Here is a 16,668-nt window from a genome sequence, read left to right on the forward strand (position 1 = left end):
GGCCTAGTGCTCCGCTTCCAGGGCCGCGACCTGCGGGTGGTGCAGGTCGAACGCCGGGGACTCCGAGCGGATTCTCGGCAGGGACGTGAAGTTGTGGCGGGGCGGTGGGCAGGAGGTGGCCCACTCCAGGGAACGGCCGTAGCCCCAGGGGTCGTCGACCTCGACCTTCTCGCCGTAGCGGGCGGTCTTCCAGACGTTGTAGAGGAAGGGCAGGAGGGACAGGCCGAGCAGGAACGAGCCTATGGAGGACAGGGTGTTGAGGGCGGTGAAGCCGTCGGCCGCCAGGTAGTCGGCGTACCGGCGGGGCATGCCCTCCGCGCCGAGCCAGTGCTGCACGAGGAAGGTGAGGTGGAAGCCGACCGTGAGCGTCCAGAAGGTGATCCTGCCGAGGCGTTCGTCGAGCATCCTGCCGGTGAACTTGGGCCACCAGAAGTGGAATCCGGCGAACATCGCGTACACGACCGTACCGAAGACCGTGTAGTGGAAGTGCGCCACGACGAAGTACGAGTCGGACAGATGGAAGTCCATCGGCGGTGACGCCAGGATGACGCCGGTCAGGCCGCCGAAGACGAACGTGATGAGGAAGCCGGTGGTCCACAGCATCGGTGTCTCGAAGGACAGCGACCCCTTCCACATCGTGCCGATCCAGTTGAAGAACTTCACCCCGGTCGGGACGGCGATGAGGAACGTCATGAAGGAGAAGAACGGCAGGAGCACACCACCGGTGACGTACATGTGGTGCGCCCACACCGTCACCGACAGACCCGCGATGGCGATCGTCGCGGCGACCAGGCCGAAGTAGCCGAACATCGGCTTGCGGGCGAAGACCGGGATGACCTCGGAGACGATCCCGAAGAACGGCAGGGCCAGGATGTAGACCTCGGGATGCCCGAAGAACCAGAAGAGGTGCTGCCACAGCAGCGCCCCGCCGTTGGCCGCGTCGAAGATGTGGCTGCCGAACTTCCGGTCGCACTCCAGCGCGAACAGCGCCGCCGCCAGGACGGGGAAGACGAGCAGGATCAGTACGGCGGTCAGCAGCACGTTCCAGGTGAAGATCGGCATCCGGAACATGGTCAGACCGGGCGCGCGCATACAGATGATCGTGGTGATGAAGTTGACCGCGCCGGCGATCGAGCCGAAGCCCGACAGCGCGACACCCATGATCCACAGGTCGGCACCGAGGCCGGGCGAGTGCACGGAGTCCGACAGCGGCGCGTACAGGAACCAGCCGAAGTCGGCGGCCCCGCCCGGGGTGAGGAAGCCGAACGCCGCGATCAGCGAGCCGAACAGGAACAGCCAGAAGGCGAGCATGTTCAGCCGGGGGAAGGCCACGTCCGGGGCGCCGATCTGCAACGGCATGATCCAGTTGGCGAATCCGGTGAACAGCGGCATCGCGAACATCAGCAGCATGATCGAGCCGTGCATCGTGAACGCCTGGTTGAACTGCTCGTTGGACATGATCTGGAGTCCGGGCCGGGCGAGTTCGGCGCGCATCAGCAGCGCGAGGACGCCGCCGACGACGAAGAACGCGAACGCGCTGACCAGATACAGCGTGCCGATCTTCTTGTGGTCGGTGGTCGTCAGCCACTCCACCCACGAGGGGCGGCCGGACGGCGGCGCCTCGCGGGTGGCGGGGACGGTGGCGGCGCTGGGCCGCCCGGTCCCCCTGGGTTCTGTCCGTGCCTCTTCCACGGGCCGTGCCTCTTCCACGGGTTCCTGTCCTCCCCTTCGTGTCCGTCCGTGCCGGTGACGGGGACGGGAAGTGCCGTGGACGCGGGACCACGGACCGGATCCTCCCGGCCGCCGGTCCATGATCGCGGCAGGGGCGGGAGGCCCCGATAGGGTCGAACGGCCCTGGTCGGCCCGGGCCCACGGGCCGATCGGCCCCACTTCAGCGGCGGCAGGCGCGCGCCTCGCCGCCCCGCGACGGCAGGGCGCGCGGGCCCGTGCGGGCGGCGCCCGCCGGCCAGAGCACCTCGACGGGGACCCCGCGGGCGCGGGCGAAGGCGATCAGGTGCGCGGTGGCGTCCCGGCCGTCGGAGGGCGATCCGTCCCAGACGGCCACCAGCCGGCGGGCGCCCGCGACGATCTCCTCGTCCGCCCCGACACACGCGTCGCGGTCGGCGGGGTCGTACGTCAGCAGCCGCACCCACCGGGCGAGCAGCAGGAGTTCACCGATCGGCACCCGGTCGCGTTCCGGCAGCAGGGCCGGGACCATGCCCGAGGTCGGGATCACCACGACCAGGCCCCGTCCGGCCCGGTGCACGGCGCGTCCGAACGCCACCGCGACCCCGCCCCCGGCGCGCACCACACCCGGCTCGTCCCCGGTGTCCCGCTCCAGCACGGCCGTCAGCTCGGTCTCCAGCAGCCCCAGGGTCTCCGTGGTCACATCGGCGTGGCCCACCACCGCGATCATCCGGCTTTCCTTCCCGTCGTCCGGCGTCCTTCGCTCGGTCCGCGCCCAGTGAAGTCAGCCCCGGCCGCGCCCGGCTAGAGCCGAACGGCCCAGGCCGCACCGCGACCGAGACCGCATGTATCACTGATAACAGATTCCTGTTGTCATCGAAAACCGAGCCTGTTATCGTCGATTACATGGATACGAGATCAGCGCTCATCGAGGCGGCCGCGGACCTGCTGGCGCACTCCCCCGGCGGCGATGTGTCCACGCGCGCGGTCTGCGAGGCGGCGGGGGTCCAGCAGCCCGTCCTGTACCGGCTGTTCGGCGACAAGGACGGACTGCTGACGGCCACGGTCGACCACGTCTGGGACCAGTACCTGGCGAGCAAGCGGGCGGCCGAGAAGTCCGCCGATCCACTGCGGGACCTGCGCGCCGGATGGGACAGCCACACGGCCTTCGCGCTGGCCCACCCGAACGCCTACAAGCTGATGTTCTCCTCGGCCCTGCGCTCCCAGCCCCAGGCCGCGGAGGAGGCCATGCGTCTGCTGCGCGAGGTCCTGGAGCGGCTCGCGGCACAGGGCCGACTGCGCCTCCCGCCGGACGAGGCCGCGCGCATGGTCATGACGGCGAACACCGGGGTCGCGCTCGCGCTGATCACCCGCCCGGCGCTGTACCCGGACAGACACCTGTCCGAGCTGGTCCGTGACGCGATCCACCGGGACATCCTGCTGGACCCGCGGACGGACACCACCGAGCACGACATACGGCGGGCGGCCGCCACCACACTGCTGTCCGCACTCGGCGACCTCACCCCGCAGCCGTTCACGCAGGCCGAATCGGCGCTGCTGGGGCAGTGGTTGCTCCATATCGCGGGCAAGGGCCGCGGGGACGGCTGACGGTCACGGCACCGGATCCCACCCCGAACAGAACCACCGGAACTCATACCGAAGGGCAGAACCATGACCACCGACACCCCACGCGTCGCACTCGTCACCGGCGGCTCCGGCGGTATCGGCCGCGCGGTCGCGGAGCGCCTCGCGGCGGACGGCATCGCCGTCGGCGTGCACTACTCCGGCAACAAGACCAGGGCGGACGAGACGGTCGCCGCCATCGTCGCGGCCGGCGGCCGGGCCGTCGCGGTGGGCGGTGACGTCGCCGACGAGCACGCCATGTCCGCCGCCTTCGACGCCGTGGAGCGGGAGTTCGGCGGACTCGACGTCGTCGTCAACACGGCCGGCATCATGCTGCTGTCGCCCATCGCGACCCTCGACCTCGACGATCTCGACCGGATGCACCGCACCAACATCCGCGGCACGTTCGTCGTCTCCCAGCAGGCGGCCCGGCGGGTGCGCGGCGGCGGCGCGATCATCAACTTCTCCACGTCCGTCACCCGCCTCCAGTTCCCCACCTACGGCGCCTACGCCGCCAGCAAGGGCGCGGTCGAGGCCATGACGCTCGTCCTGGCGCGGGAACTGCGCGGCAAGGACATCACCGTCAACGCCGTGGCCCCCGGCCCGACCGCCACACCACTGTTCCTGGAGGGCAAGGACGAGGCCACCGTCGAGAACCTCTCCAAGGCGGCCCCGCTCGAACGGCTGGGCACACCGGACGACATCGCCGAGGCGGTCGCGTTCCTCGCGGGCCCGGCCCGCTGGGTCAACGGCCAGGTCCTGTACGCCAACGGCGGTCTGGCCTGACACCGCCGCCGGTGCCGCCGCCCCTCGACGGCCGGCGCCGGCCGGTACGTGGTGCGTACCGGCCGGCGCGGGTGGTGCGGCGGCGGCTCAGGAGCGGCCGCGGGTGCCGAAGGTGCGCTCGAACTGGCGGAACGCGGCCTCCTGGCGCCACTGCGCGGCGGCCTTGGGGCTCGACGCGATCGCCTGACGGCACAGCCGGCCCGGCGTGGCCCGGCCGGGCTGCTCGCCGCGGCACGCGGCGCCGAGGGAGTAGCCGTCACGCGTCGGGTTGCCCCGCCACAGGCTCCGGCCGGGCAGGAAGGCGTACTCCAGGGAGGCCCGGGCGAGGTTCTTCAGCTCGCGGTAGGACAGGCCGTAGGTCCGGGCCGCGTACTGGTACTCGTGCGTGATGTCGATCCGGCTGACGCCGGGGTCGTCGGTGGCGAGGACGACCGGAACGCCGTACGAGCGGTAGGTGTTGAAGGGGTGTTCGGCGCCCTTGACGCCGAGGATCTGGGCGTTGCTGGTGAAGGGCACCTCGACGGCGATCTCACGGGCGGCCATCGTGCGGGCGGTGCGCTGCCAGTCGTCCTCGTGGACCAGGTCGACGCCATGGCCGATGCGCTCGGCACCGGCGACGTTCACGGCCTCGGCGATGTGGAACCTGAGGTCCTCCGGCTTGACCAGCCCGGTCCACAACTCACCCGCGTGCAGGGTGACATGGGCCTTGGGGTAGACAGTGCGCAGGTACTTGAGCATGCGCATCTGGAGGCTGTAGTTGCGCAGCGAGCTGTCCCAGTCCTCGGGCTGGACGAGGTTGACGGCGACGAAGCGGGGGTCGCGTTCGGCGAGCCGCATGCCGAGCGCCATCTGGGTGAAGACCCGCTCCGGTGTGCCGCCGCGCGAGACCTGGGAGATCCAGCGCACGGGCAGCCGGCAGCCCGGCCGGGCCCGGTCGGTGCCGCAGCGGGCGGCGGCGCGGAACTCGGCGTCGGAGTCGTCGCTCTCCTTGCGTGCCTCGGCCACCACCAGGTCCAGCTTGCCCTCGGCGACGAGCTTGCGGTGCAGCCTGGCGAAGTCGTCGTCCCAGCCGACCTCGTCGGCGAGCTTGCGCGCGCTGTCGGAGGCGGGGCTGACCATCGTCTCCAGATAGAACTGGTTGTTGCGTACGACCTCGTCGGCGACCTCGGCGAGCAGCTTGCCGCGGTGCCGCCACGTCACCTCGCCGAACTTGCCGAACGTGTCGAAGAAGTGGTCGTGTCCGTTGCCGTCCGGCGGGAAGTCCTGCATGGACCACGCCCGGATGACGGCGTCGCGGAAAGCGCGGTCGGTCAGGGCGTCGGAGGCCGGGCGGGTGCCGGGGCCGCAGGGCGGCACGACGGCGGTCAGGGTGGTGGTGTCGATGCACAGACCGTCTTCGGCGGCCAACTGGATCAGGTACTCGGTCGACACCGCGCCCGAGAGATGGTTGTGCAGATCGGCGCCCTTGGGCAGCCTCTGGAAGAAGCGCCGCAGCGCCGCCGGGTCGTTCTTCACGGCGGCCAGATAGGCGTTCGTACCGGCCTCGGCCGCGGTCGCCGGGCGGGGCGGCGGGGCGGTGGCCTGGGCCGGCTGGGCGGACAGCAGGGTGAGGGCGCCCAGTCCCACGGTGAGCAGGGTGCGCGGCCGACGGAAGCGTCGGATGCTCTGATAGGTCACCGCCTCATGATCGGCATATGCCGCCGGACCGTCGGGGCAGCGCACCGCGCACGGCGGATGACCACCCGAGAGAGTGACGGGCGGCCTTCGGCGGCGCCCGTGCCCCGGTTAGCCTGGGCGGGTGATCAGCGTGCAATGGGACGGCCTCACGGACCGCGGGACCTTCGGCGACCACTACCTGGAGGAACGGGACCGCTTCGCCGACCGGGCCCGGGACGCCGACTGGAACGGCGTGTTCGAGGAGCTGGGCGAGCACCCGGAGTGGGTGAACGTGCCCCGGCCCGGCAATCGCAGCGGCTTCACCGCACTGCACCAGGCGGCCTGGCACGGCGCGGAGTTCGCCGTCGTCTCCCGGCTGATCGCCCACGGCGGCTGGCGCACCCAGCGCACCCGGGACGGACGGCGCGCCGTGGACATCGCCCGGGAGCGGGGCCACACCCATCTGCTGGACCTGCTGGAACCGGTCGCCGTACGGCGGCTTCCGGCCCCCGAGGCCGCGCTCGAACGGCACTTCCACGCACTGCTGCGGGACCGGACCGGCCGCTGCTTCGACCAGGTCGAGCACCTGCTGCCGCCGCTGTCCCCGCTGACGGAGGGACCCGCCGTGCGGATCGTCTTCACGGTCGTCGGCATGATGGGCGGCTTCACCTACCGCCTCGGCGAGGACCATCTGCATGTGCACGGCCATTCCCGGATGGACGCCGACGCGGGCCAGTTCTACCGGGTGACCCCCGAGGGCTGGTCCGCACTCTGACGGGGAGCGCGGCCGAGGAGGGCCATCGCCTCGGCGAGCCGCTCGCGCGCCCAGTCGTAGGGTCCGGGGTCGGTGTGGCCTCGGTAGACGGTCTCGATCACCATGACGAGCGCCAGGTGCAGACAGTACAGCCGGCGGCGCACGGTCTCGCCCGCGGTCAGCGGAGGGTGTCCGTAGCCGCGCATGAACGGGGCGGGGTCGCCGAAGGCGGCCAACTGCGTTCCCGCGAAACCGACTTCGATGAGCGGGTCGCCGTAGAAGGCGCGTTCGTGGTCAATGACGGAGGCGATCCTGCCGTCGCGGACCAGGACGTTGCCGTCCCACAGGTCCCACTCCACGAGCCGCGGCTCGCGCACCTCGTCCAGGCTCGCGGCGTGCTCGGCCACCGCCTCGCGCACGGTGTCGTAGTCCCACCCGAGGTCGACGTGGCGCCGCTCGCCGTCCGCCAGCACCTCCTCGACCATGCCCGTGAACACCCGGCGCCAGGAGCTGTCCCCCGGCCCGGCCAGTGGCCCGAAGGCCGTACCGCGGACGCAGTTGATCTCCCGGTTCGCCGCGCCGACCCGCTCCTTGAAGGCGGCCAGGTCCGCGGCGGGCAGCCCGGGGCCCGCGACGGAGAGGTTGTCGCCGTCCACGAACGGCATGCAGAACCAGTCCGCGTCGCACAGGTCGTGGCCGCGGTCGGCGAAGTCGACCCGGGGGACGGGCACGGCGGTGTGCTTGCGGATCAGGTCCAGCGCCGCCAACTCGGTGGCCATGGCGCCGCGTTCGTAGGTCATCACCTCGACTCCGGGCGGTGGCGCGATCTTCAGGACGGCCTCGTAGCCGTCGCGCAGCCGGACCCGGTAGGCGACGTTGAACCAGCCGTGCCCCAACTCGCCGATCCAGCCCTCTCCTTCGGGCGTGCGGTCCGGACCGTAGGCGCGTTCGACCATGGCCCGCAGGACCTGCGGTGACTGCCGGTTCTTCGTGATGCTCTCCACGCCCGCTCCCCGTCTCGACTCGGCTCGGTTCGGTTCGGCCCGGTCCATGGTCCCCCACGCCGATCACGCCCACCGGATCCACCGGCACTTGGTATGGAAAGTCCCTCTATCGGACAGAGATGCCCCTACGCTGACGGCAGCGTCGGCGGTACCGGGGGGAGCGCAGATGGAGCGTGGTGGGCCGGGGGCCGCGGGAGTCGCGGTGGGGATCGATCTGGGGACGGTGTCGGCCACCGTCGCGGTGTTCCGCGAGGGCCGTTGCGAGACCCTGCCCAACGCGGAGGGGTCCCTGACCACCCCGTGTGTCGTGTCGTTCGCGGAGGACGGCCGGATCCTGGTCGGGGAGGCCGCCCGGCGCCGTTCGCTGAGCCATCCACAGCGCACGGTCCTCTCGGCCAAGCGACATCTGGGCAGCGGACGGACCGTCACCGTGGACGGCGAGGTGCACACCGCCGAGGAGATCTGCGGGCACATCCTCGCCAAGGTCAAGCGGGACGCCGAGGCCCGGTTGGGGGCTCCGGTCACGGCCGCCGTCCTCACCGTGCCCGCGCATTTCTCGGAGCTGGGCCGGCGTGCCACCCGGCAGGCGGCGCGGCGGGCCGGTCTGGAGGTGCTGCGGATCGTCAACGAGCCGACCGCCGCGGCCTTCGCCTACGACCACTCGCGGTTGTGGGACCGCGAGTGGGACGACACGACTCTTCTGGTCGTCCACTTCGGCGGCGGCACGTTCGACGTGTCGCTGATCGCGGTCGGGGACGGTGTCGTCGACGTCCTGGCCACCTGCGGTGACAACGCGCTCGGCGGCGACGACTGGGACGCCGCGCTGGCCGCCCATCTCGCCGCCGGGCGCGGCAACTCCCCCGCCGCGCTGACCCGGTTGACCGAGGCCGCCGAACGCGCCAAGACCGACCTCTCCTCGCGGTCCGAGACCGAGATCGACCTGCCGTACCTCTATCCGGCGACGGCGACCGAGGGCCCGCTCCATCTCAGGGAGACCCTCACCCGTGCCGCGTTCCAGGCCGTCACCGCCGACCTGCTGGCCCGCTGCGAGGGCCCCCTGCGCAAGGTGTTCGCCGACGCGGGGATCCCCACCGAGGTCACGCGCGTGGTGCTGGTGGGCGGGTCCGCGCGGATGCCGGCCGTACGTGACCTGGTCACCCGGGTGGTCGGCCCGCGCGCCAGACTGCACCATCTGCCGGGCGAGTTGGTCGCGCACGGCGCCGCGCTCCAGGCGGCCGTCCTGCGGGGCCTGTACCGGACGACCCTGCTGTCCGACGTGACGCCGCTGTCCCTGGGCATCGGCACCAAGGGCGGCACCGTCCGCCGCCTCATCGAGCGCAACACCGACATCCCGACCCGGCGCACCGAACGCTTCGAGACCGTCGACCCGGACACGGAGAGCCTGCGCATCCCCGTCTGCCAGGGCGAGAGCGAGCTGCTGGCCGACAACGTCCTCCTGGGCCACGTCACGATCACCCACCTCGGCCGCGCGGCCTTCGGCAAGCCGATCGACGTCACGTTCGACCTCGACGCCAGCGCCGAACTCGTCATCCGCGTCCGCCACCCGGTGACCGGGAGGGAACACCGCTTCTCCTTCTAGCGGTTACGGACGGAACGTGTGGATCACCTGGATCTCACCGACGATATGGGCGTTGAAGTCGTCCAACTCCTCGGCAGGTACCCAGAGTTCGAGGATGGTCCGGCCGCCGGCCTGCTGGACGGGGTACCGGCTCAGGAATTCCGAGTCGACCTCGAAGCGGGTGACGAAACCGGCGCCGTCGTGCTTCACGTTCCAGTCCCGGGCGATCTTGATCGCGTAGTCCTCGTCGAGGACCGGGTAGAAGATCGGCTGCTCGGGAAGCCGGGGCGGCCAGGCGCGCCATTTCAGCTCGCGGACCAGATCCAGTTCCTTGGGGCCGGTGGGGCGCCACAGGGTCGTCGTCGGTCGCCGGCTGGTCATGTGCGTCGCTCTCTGTGGACTGCGGACACCGCCGATTCGGGCGTCCGGGGACCCGGACCCTATCGGCGTGGCGCGCTAGGTGGCCACCGGATATCCCCGTCCGGCGGCGGTTGGCGGTCTCAGACCCGCTGGGGAACGACCGCGACCGGGCAGTCGGCGTGGTGCAGCAGGGTATGGGCGACCGTGCCGAGTTGCAGGCCGAAGTGGCCGTGTCGGCGGACGGCGCCGACGACGATCAGGTCGGCCTCGGCCGCCGCGTCGAGCAGCACCCGGCGGGCCGGGCCGTCGGCAGTGCGGCGGTGGACGGTGAGGGAGGGGTGCTCCCGTACGACGTCGCTCAGCGCGTCCTCCAGTTCGGTGGCGGCCCGCTCGTCGTGCGCCTGCACGGCGTCGTCCGCGACCAGGAGATGGTCCCGGTGCTCGTGGGCCGGCCGCCGCCAGGCCCGTACGGCGGTCAGCGCGCAACCGCGGGCCTGGGCCTCGCGGGCGGCGAACCGGACGGCGCCCGTGCGCTCGGCCGTGTCGCCGACGCCGACCACGATCCGGCCGTAGGTACCCCGCACGGCGGGTTCGGCGCCGCGGACGACCACGACCGGGCACACCGCGCGGGCCGCGACCGCGAGGCTGACCGAGCCCAGCAGCAGCGCGGCCAGTTCACCCCGCCCGCGGTCCCCCACGACCAGGGCGAACGACTCGGGCGCCGCCCGCAGCAGCGCGGACACGGCGTCGTCGGGCAGCACCTCCTCGGACACCTTGACCTCGGGGTTGCGGAGTTCGGCGCGCCGCGCGCAGGCGGCGACCACGTTCCGCGCCGACGCGTCCTCGGCGGGCAGACCGGTGGTGAAGGACGGCAGGGCGCGCTCGTAGCGCTCCCACCGGGAGGCGTGGACCAGCCGCAGCGGCAGGCCGTGCCGTGCCGCCTCGTCCACCGCCCAGTCGACCGCCCGCAGGCTGGATGCGGATCCGTCGACGCCCACGACCAGCGGGAGTTCCATCGTCGCCACCGCCTTATCGTCCGTGTGAATACCGTCGCACCGCCCGCGGATCGCCGCGACACCGGCCGGACACGCGCTAGTGCGGGTTCGCCGCGGTGATCCGGCGGCCGGTGAGGGTCGCGGCCCGGATCGACACCCACAGGTCGCGTTCGCCGCCCGGCCAGGGCATGGTGTGGGACCGCTCGACCAGCCCGTGCACCGCCCGGGGGTCGGTGACGACGCTCGCGGGGCCGACGGCGAGGACGCTCCAGCCCTGGCTGAGGGCGTCGTCCACATGGTCGACCTCGAAGGCGACCTCGGTCCCGACGGCGGCCGCGGGCAGCGAGCCCGGCCGGGTCCTGAAGGCGATCGTGTCGTCGTAGAACTCGTAGTTGACCGGGACGACCGCCGGGCGGCCGTCGGGCGCGGACACCGCGACGCGCCCGATGCCGTGGGTGGACAGCAGGGCGCGGCACTCGTCCGGGCCGAGGTCGTGGAGCTGTGGCCGCAGCAGTGCCACGCCCTGGCCCGGTGGCAGGTCGAAGCCGCCTCCGCGCAGGGCGGCGGCGGTGGTCCCCAGGGCGTCGGCGAGTCGGATGAGGGCCGTCACGCTCGGGTCGGCGGGCTGTTCCTCCAGGTAGGCGAGGTAGCCGGGCGACATCCCGGCGCGGCGGGCCGTCTCCTCCCGGCCGAGTCCGCGGGCGCGGCGTTCGGCGGCCACGCGGCGGCCGAGGTCGCCGGGGTTGGCCGCGCCGGCCGACGGGACGGCCGGGGGGACGGTCCGGGCCGCGCCGGCGTCCGGTGCGCCGGGCCCGCCGTGTTCCAGGTGGTGGACGTGCGCGTCGGGTCCGGGGTAGACGAGCGTGACCTCGTCCGTGTCCGACCAGCGCACCTCGTACGGTGGCGTCCCGTCCGGGTGACGGAGTCCCACGATCTCGCCGTCGCGCCGGGGCGCACCGGACCTGGTCCGTTCCACGACGAGCTGGTCGCCGAGGTGTGCTCGCATGATGGCCGCCCTCTCCTCATGTCGGGGGTGCACGGGGTCACATGGGCCAGGCGGCGGTCTCGCGGGCCCGCGGCCGCTGTGCGCCCTGGTCCTCGATGTCCTGCTCGGCGATGCGCAGCAGTTGCCGGGACAGGTCGTTCATGGCCCGTCCTGCCGCCAGTTCGTCACCGATCTCCGGGACGTCGGTGTCCGCCGGATGGCAGTGCGCGGCGCCGTGGCCGGTGAGTTCGGTGGTGCCGGTGTCCAGCACCAGCCGTGCCTTCGTCGTTCCGTCGTCCTCCTCGAAGAGGTGCAGACGGACCTTCCATTCCGCCGTGTGCGGCATGGCTCTCCTCCTCATGTCGGGCCGGTGTGCTGCCGTTCGCTGTTCGATGTCGCGCCGGACGCGGGCGGTGAGCGCGTCCAGCCGCTCGGAGGTCGTGGCGCGGGGCGCGACGGGTTCCCGGATGCGGCGGGCGGCCGCGGGCAGGGCGTCCAGGTCCGCGGCGCAGCGTGCCCGGGACTCGGCGAGTGCGGCCGGCCGGCCGGTGCGGCGGCCGTGCTCCATCACCGTCTCCAGCAGCGGGACACCGTCCGTCGGCGGCCGTTCGCCGGCGAGCGCGATCACGTCCGCGTGGCCGGGGCGGCGGAACACCTGTTTGGGGCCGGGTGCCGTGACCTTCGCCGACGACAGTTTCATCACCGGGCGGCCGTCGTACTCGACCATCTTGTACGCGGAGTCCAGGTAGGGGGCGTCGGCGGACACCCCGACCCGGGTGCCGACGGCGTAGGTGTCGATCGGTGCCCCGGAGCGCACCAGGTCGTCCAGGCCGTACTCGTCGAGACCGCCGCTGGCGACGATCCGCACGTCCGGCAGTCCCGCCTCGTCCAGGAGCGCGCGGGTCCGTACGGCGAGGTCGCCGAGGTCGCCGCTGTCCAGCCGTACGGCGCAGCCGGGCCCGCGGTCCAGGTCGCGCAGGACCCGCGCCGCGACGCGGACGCCCTCCTCGGTGTCGTAGGTGTCCACGAGCAGGGTCACGGGGCCGGGGTGGGTGCGGGCGAAGGCGCGGAACGCGTCCTCCTCGGAGCCGAACGCCTCCACGTAGGAGTGGGCCATGGTGCCGACGGCGGGGAGGTCGAGGGCGGTGGCGGCGGCCACGTTGCTGGTCCCGGCGAAGCCGGCCAGCGCGCCGAGCCGGGCGGCCTGGAACCCGGCCTGCGGGCCGTGGGTGCGCCGCAGCGAGAAGTCCACCACCGGACGCCCGGCCGCGGCGAGCACACAGCGCACGGCCTTCGAGGCGACCGCCGTCTGATGGCTGAGCAGATTGAGCACGTACGACTCCACGAGCTGGGCCTGCGGAAGGGGTGCCGTCACCTCCAGCAGGGGTTCGCCCGCGAGCACGGTCCGCCCTTCCGGCACCGCCCGCACCCGGCCGGTGAACTCCAGGCCGAGCAGCGGCTCCAGGTCCCGGCGGGGCCGGTGCAGCGCGGCGGCGAAGGCGTCGACGTCCTCGGGGCCGACCCGGAAGCCGGACAGCAGGTCGAGGGCGGACTCCAGTCCGGCGGCGACGAGGAAGCCGCGCCCGGGAGGCAGCTCGCGGACGAAGAGGCTGAACGTCGCGGGCGCGGTCATGCCCTCCCGGAGGTAGGACATCGCCATCGTCACCTCGTACAGATCGGTGGTCGTGGCGTCCGACATGGTGCTGCCTCCTCGTCCTGTGTGCGCGGCGTGGCGGTCAAGGCCGCCACCGGCGCTTCGGCGGCCGTCGGCGGCTCCTCAGCGGCTCGTGGGCGGCTCGTCGGCGGCTCCTCAGCGGCGGAAGCGCGCGGACCACAGCGGTTCCGCCCGCTCCCACTCGGCCTCCCAGCGCGCGTAGCGTCCGCGGTCGAGCAGCAGACGCGTGCCCGCCCAGACGCCGTAGGCCCCGAGGCCCACGCCGAGCGCGGCCGCGCCGCCCGTCACCCAGCCGGTGGTCCGCGCGTTGAGGGCGGTGGCCGGCGGGCTGGTCACGGTGCCGTCGCGGTCCACCCACACGCGGACGGCGGACCCCTTGGCGCTTCCCGGCTTCACCAGGGCCGATCCGGTGCGCACGGCGCCGTCGGCGTCGGTCCAGCGGACCTTCGCCGCCCGTTTCGCCACGGTGGTGTCGCGTACGACGTCCTCGGCCAGCCGGGCCGTGACCTGGTGCCGTTCGGCCGCCTGCGCGCGGACGGCGCGCATCGCCGACTCGTACGCGGCGGTGCCCGCGCTGTACGCGGCCAGGGGCAACCCGACGGCGAGGAGCGCCATCAGGAGGAGACGGAACCACCACTCGAAGCGGTCGGAGGGCCGCCGGAGCGGGTTGCCGCGCGCCGGCGTACGGGCGTCGTGCGGCAGGGGCGGGCCGGACGGGTACGGCGACTCGTGTGCGTTCATGGGTCGGCCTCCAGCGGTTCGCTGGTCGCGTTCCCCCGATCCTGGCTCCCCCCGCTCGCTCTATCAGCTTCGGGCACCGGCGCACTCCGGTCAAAGGGCCGAAGGTCCCTACCGGGTCCCGCCCGCTCCCGCGCGGTGCGGGACCCGGTACGGAACCCCTGCGGGACCCGGTACGGAACCCCTGCGGGACCCGGTACGGAACCACTGCGGGACCCGGTACGGAACCACTGCGGAGCCGGGTGCGGAACCCCCGCGGGACCCGGTGATGGACCCGGTGCGGGCGGCCGGTCCACATGCGCGCCGGAGGGGATTGGGGTACTTCTCGAAGAGGAGAACCCGTTGGAACCCGATGAGGAGCATCCGAAGAGGGAGAGCGCCGCCGCCATGGAACCCGTCGTCACCGTGGGCCTGGACGGCTCACCCGAGAGTCTCGCCGCCGCCCGCTGGGCCGCCGACGAGGCCGATCAGCGCCGGCTCGGGCTGCGGCTGCTGCACGCCTGGCCGCTGCTGGCTCCGGAGCCGGCCCGCGCCCCGGCCGAGGTCGACCAGAACTACTGGGCGAAGCGTCTGGTCCACACCGCGCAGGCGGAGTTGCAGGCCCGCAGGCCCGGTCTGACGGTCGTGGGCAGTCTGGTCGCCGAGGACGCCCAGGAGGCCCTGCTCAGGGCCGCCGCCGAGTCCGAGATGCTGGTGCTGGGCTCGCGGGGTCTGGAGACCGTCGAGAGCTACTTCCTGGGCGATGTCAGCATGCCGGTCGTGGCCCGGGCCGAACGGCCCGTCGTCCTGGTCCGCGCGGAGCCCGCGGAGGACGGGCACCGGCCCGCCCCGCCCGCGGGACCGGTGGTCGTGGCGCTGAAACTGAACGGCCCCGGCGACGAGTTGCTCGACTTCGCCTTCCGCAGCGCCGCCGCCCGGGGCCTTCCCCTGCTGGCCGTCCACGGCCGCAGCGTGCCGTTCCACGCGCGCATGCCGTGGGGTACGGACCACCATGTGACCGAGGAGCTGACGAAGGAGGCGGACGGCGAGCTGGGCAAGGTGCTCCGCCCGTGGCGCGAGAAGTTCCCGCAGGTGGAGGTGGCCGACGGCGTCCGGCTGACCAGCCCGGCCAAGGCCGTGGTCCGGGCCGCCGAGGACGCCTCGCTGCTCGTCGTCGGCCGGCGCGCGCACCGGCACGGGGTGGCGCCCCATCTGGGGCCCGTCGCCCATGCCGCCCTGCACCACGGGCGCTGCCCCGTGGCCGTCGTCCCCCATGACTGAGTCCCCTCGGCCGAACGAGTCCGGCCGGGCCGAGGTGTGCGAGACCCACACCGCGATCGTGTTCTTCGCGGGCGACCGCGCGTACAAGGTCAAGAAGCCGGTGGACCTGGGGTTCCTCGACTACACCACGCGGTCGGCGCGGCGGGCGGCGTGCGCACGCGAGATCGCGCTCAACCGCCGGTTCGCGCCCGACGTGTACCTGGGTCTGGGCGAGTTCCACGATCCCGGGGCGGACGGTCCGGAACCCCTGGTGGTGATGCGCCGGATGCCCGCCGACCGGAGGCTGTCCCGGCTCGTCCGGACGGGCGCCCCCGTCGACGACGTGGTGCGCGCCGTGGCCCGTCGGCTCGCCGCCTGGCACGCGGCGGCGCCGCGCGGCCCCGAGGTGGACGCGCAGGGCACCCGGGACGCGCTGTCCGCGCGCTGGGAGGCGAGTTTCGCGCAGGTCCGTGAGCTGACCGGAGAGGACGGGGTGCCCGACGGGGTGCCGGAGGTCGAGCGGCTCGTGCGCCGCTATCTGGGCGGCCGCGAGCGGCTGTTCGACTCCCGGATCGAGCAGCGGCGGGTGGTCGACGGCCACGGCGACCTGCTCGCCGAGGACGTGTTCTGTCTGGACGACGGCCCCCGCGTCCTGGACTGCCTGGAGTTCGACGACCGTCTGCGGTACGTCGACGGGCTGGACGACGCCGCGTTCCTCGCCATGGACCTGGAGCAGCTCGGCGCCCCGGAGACGGCGGCGCACTTCCTGGCCTGCTACGGCGAGTACTCCGGCGATCCCGCGCCCGCGTCCCTGTGGCACCACTACGTGGCCTACCGGGCGTTCGTCCGCGCCAAGGTGTCGCTCATCCGGGCGAGCCAGGGAGCGTCGGGCGCGGAGTCCGCGGCACGGCGGCTGGTCTCGACGGCGCTGCGCCATCTGCGGACCGCCGCCGTCGGGCTGACGCTCGTCGGCGGACTGCCCGGGAGCGGCAAGTCCACGCTCTCCGGTGCGCTCGCCGACCGGCTGGAGGCCACGCTCCTGAGCAGCGACCGGCTGCGCAAGGAGCTGGCGGGCATCCCGCCGGAGCGGTCGGCGGCGGCCGGTTACGGCGAGGGACTCTACAGCGCCGAGTGGACGGCCCGCACGTACACGGCCCTCCTCGACCGGGCGGCCGTCCTGCTGTCCCTCGGCGAGTCGGTCGTCCTGGACGCGACCTGGTCGACGGCGGAGCAGCGCACGGCGGCGCGGCGCGTGGCCGAGGCGGCCGAGGCGGATCTGGTGGCCCTGCACTGCCGGGTGCCGACGGAGGTGTCGGAGGCCCGGCTGAGCACGCGAGCCCCGGGGCCGTCCGACGCCGACGCCGGCATCGCCCGCGCCATGGCGGCCGGTGAGCCGCCGTGGCCGGAGGCCGTCCCCGTCGACACGGGCGGGCCGCTGGAGTCCGCCGTGTCCCGGGCACTGGCGGCCGTACGGCCGGGAGGCGGCGGGCAGGCGCCGGTCTTCCGGCGGCCCTACATGGAACCCGGCTAGGCCGCCTCCGTGACCGTCCGGCGGGGCGCGGGGCGCGGGGCCCGGTTGCCCGGGTGC

General features: G+C 73.1%; 15 protein-coding genes and 1 pseudogene. 6 read left to right on the forward strand and 10 right to left on the reverse strand.

Annotated features, from left to right (window positions below; translation table 11 throughout):
• Positions 1-3: 3 nt before the first annotated feature.
• Together ctaD and AFM16_RS01720 are read right to left on the reverse strand one after the other, a co-directional pair.
• Entirely contained in the window at positions 4-1,710 is a 1,707-nt protein-coding gene (gene ctaD / locus AFM16_RS01715) for an aa3-type cytochrome oxidase subunit I (RefSeq protein ID WP_245177600.1), read from the reverse strand.
• A gap of 181 nt (positions 1,711-1,891) precedes the next feature.
• Positions 1,892-2,416 carry a hypothetical protein gene (locus tag AFM16_RS01720; RefSeq protein ID WP_078631866.1) on the reverse strand — a complete coding sequence of 175 codons (525 nt, stop codon included), beginning with the start codon at positions 2,414-2,416 and terminating at the stop codon, positions 1,892-1,894.
• A gap of 176 nt (positions 2,417-2,592) precedes the next feature.
• Between AFM16_RS01720 and AFM16_RS01725 the strand changes: the two genes are divergently transcribed.
• Both AFM16_RS01725 and AFM16_RS01730 read left to right on the forward strand, forming a co-directional pair.
• A complete protein-coding gene (locus AFM16_RS01725) occupies positions 2,593-3,294 on the forward strand; it encodes a TetR/AcrR family transcriptional regulator (protein WP_078631867.1) in 702 nt (233 codons plus the stop codon).
• Between the two features lie 63 nt (positions 3,295-3,357).
• On the forward strand, positions 3,358-4,095 hold the full coding sequence (locus tag AFM16_RS01730; RefSeq protein ID WP_078631869.1) for an SDR family oxidoreductase: 738 nt from the start codon (positions 3,358-3,360) through the stop codon (positions 4,093-4,095).
• A gap of 87 nt (positions 4,096-4,182) precedes the next feature.
• Here the strand turns inward: AFM16_RS01730 and AFM16_RS01735 are convergent, their stop codons facing one another.
• Entirely contained in the window at positions 4,183-5,772 is a 1,590-nt protein-coding gene (locus tag AFM16_RS01735) for an adenosine deaminase family protein (RefSeq protein WP_030780765.1), read from the reverse strand.
• Between the two features lie 121 nt (positions 5,773-5,893).
• Here AFM16_RS01735 and AFM16_RS01740 point away from each other — a divergent pair, with 121 nt between their 5' ends.
• Positions 5,894-6,526 (forward strand): ankyrin repeat domain-containing protein, encoded by a 633-nt coding sequence (locus AFM16_RS01740; RefSeq protein ID WP_030780768.1) that lies wholly within the window; start codon positions 5,894-5,896, stop codon positions 6,524-6,526.
• Here AFM16_RS01740 and AFM16_RS01745 read toward each other — a convergent pair.
• Complete coding sequence (locus AFM16_RS01745) at positions 6,490-7,509, reverse strand: phosphotransferase family protein (protein WP_078636804.1); 1,020 nt, start codon at positions 7,507-7,509, stop codon at positions 6,490-6,492. The genes AFM16_RS01740 and AFM16_RS01745 overlap by 37 nt on opposite strands.
• Positions 7,510-7,711: 202 nt before the next feature.
• Here AFM16_RS01745 and AFM16_RS01750 point away from each other — a divergent pair, with 202 nt between their 5' ends.
• A complete protein-coding gene (locus AFM16_RS01750; protein WP_167797141.1) occupies positions 7,712-9,109 on the forward strand; it encodes an Hsp70 family protein in 1,398 nt (465 codons plus the stop codon).
• 3 nt (positions 9,110-9,112) lie between these two features.
• Here the strand turns inward: AFM16_RS01750 and AFM16_RS01755 are convergent, their stop codons facing one another.
• From AFM16_RS01755 to AFM16_RS01775, 6 genes and pseudogenes are all read right to left on the reverse strand, one after another.
• Entirely contained in the window at positions 9,113-9,469 is a 357-nt protein-coding gene (locus AFM16_RS01755; RefSeq protein WP_030780777.1) for a hypothetical protein, read from the reverse strand.
• Positions 9,470-9,588: 119 nt separating this feature from the next.
• Positions 9,589-10,464 (reverse strand): universal stress protein, encoded by an 876-nt coding sequence (locus tag AFM16_RS01760; RefSeq protein ID WP_078631873.1) that lies wholly within the window; start codon positions 10,462-10,464, stop codon positions 9,589-9,591.
• 76 nt (positions 10,465-10,540) lie between these two features.
• Positions 10,541-11,449, reverse strand: coding sequence for a DUF1918 domain-containing protein (locus AFM16_RS01765; protein ID WP_078631874.1), 909 nt, complete (start codon positions 11,447-11,449; stop codon positions 10,541-10,543).
• A 37-nt stretch (positions 11,450-11,486) separates the two neighbouring features.
• Positions 11,487-11,789 (reverse strand): DUF1876 domain-containing protein, encoded by a 303-nt coding sequence (locus tag AFM16_RS39785; RefSeq protein WP_306293487.1) that lies wholly within the window; start codon positions 11,787-11,789, stop codon positions 11,487-11,489.
• Positions 11,790-11,792: 3 nt separating this feature from the next.
• A pseudogene (locus tag AFM16_RS01770) lies at positions 11,793-13,127 on the reverse strand (nicotinate phosphoribosyltransferase); the annotation flags it as partial.
• A 111-nt stretch (positions 13,128-13,238) separates the two neighbouring features.
• Entirely contained in the window at positions 13,239-13,844 is a 606-nt protein-coding gene (locus AFM16_RS01775; protein ID WP_078631878.1) for an Rv1733c family protein, read from the reverse strand.
• 384 nt (positions 13,845-14,228) lie between these two features.
• On the opposite strand from AFM16_RS01775, the gene AFM16_RS01780 reads away from it, so the two are divergent.
• Positions 14,229-15,101: a universal stress protein gene (locus AFM16_RS01780; RefSeq protein ID WP_078636805.1), complete on the forward strand. Its 873-nt coding sequence runs from the start codon at positions 14,229-14,231 to the stop codon at positions 15,099-15,101.
• Positions 15,094-16,611, forward strand: coding sequence for a bifunctional aminoglycoside phosphotransferase/ATP-binding protein (locus AFM16_RS01785; protein ID WP_245177602.1), 1,518 nt, complete (start codon positions 15,094-15,096; stop codon positions 16,609-16,611). The genes AFM16_RS01780 and AFM16_RS01785 overlap by 8 nt, the downstream gene beginning before the upstream one ends.
• Positions 16,612-16,668 lie beyond the last annotated feature (57 nt).

Origin of the sequence: Streptomyces antibioticus (genome assembly GCF_002019855.1) — a bacterium.
Lineage (GTDB): Bacteria > Actinomycetota > Actinomycetes > Streptomycetales > Streptomycetaceae > Streptomyces > Streptomyces antibioticus_B.

Excerpts from the sequence above, each read along its gene's own strand:
- AFM16_RS01720 (WP_078631866.1), bottom strand. The coding sequence starts at position 2,416 with ATGATCGCGGTGGTGGGCCACGCCGATGTGACCACGGAGACCCTGGGG.
- AFM16_RS01725 (WP_078631867.1), top strand. The coding sequence starts at position 2,593 with ATGGATACGAGATCAGCGCTCATCGAGGCGGCCGCGGACCTGCTGGCG.
- AFM16_RS01730 (WP_078631869.1), top strand. The coding sequence starts at position 3,358 with ATGACCACCGACACCCCACGCGTCGCACTCGTCACCGGCGGCTCCGGC.
- AFM16_RS01755 (WP_030780777.1), bottom strand. The coding sequence starts at position 9,469 with ATGACCAGCCGGCGACCGACGACGACCCTGTGGCGCCCCACCGGCCCC.
- AFM16_RS01760 (WP_078631873.1), bottom strand. The coding sequence starts at position 10,464 with ATGGAACTCCCGCTGGTCGTGGGCGTCGACGGATCCGCATCCAGCCTG.
- AFM16_RS01765 (WP_078631874.1), bottom strand. The coding sequence starts at position 11,449 with ATGCGAGCACACCTCGGCGACCAGCTCGTCGTGGAACGGACCAGGTCC.
- AFM16_RS39785 (WP_306293487.1), bottom strand. The coding sequence starts at position 11,789 with ATGAGGAGGAGAGCCATGCCGCACACGGCGGAATGGAAGGTCCGTCTG.
- AFM16_RS01775 (WP_078631878.1), bottom strand. The coding sequence starts at position 13,844 with ATGAACGCACACGAGTCGCCGTACCCGTCCGGCCCGCCCCTGCCGCAC.
- AFM16_RS01780 (WP_078636805.1), top strand. The coding sequence starts at position 14,229 with ATGGAACCCGTCGTCACCGTGGGCCTGGACGGCTCACCCGAGAGTCTC.
- AFM16_RS01785 (WP_245177602.1), top strand. The coding sequence starts at position 15,094 with ATGACTGAGTCCCCTCGGCCGAACGAGTCCGGCCGGGCCGAGGTGTGC.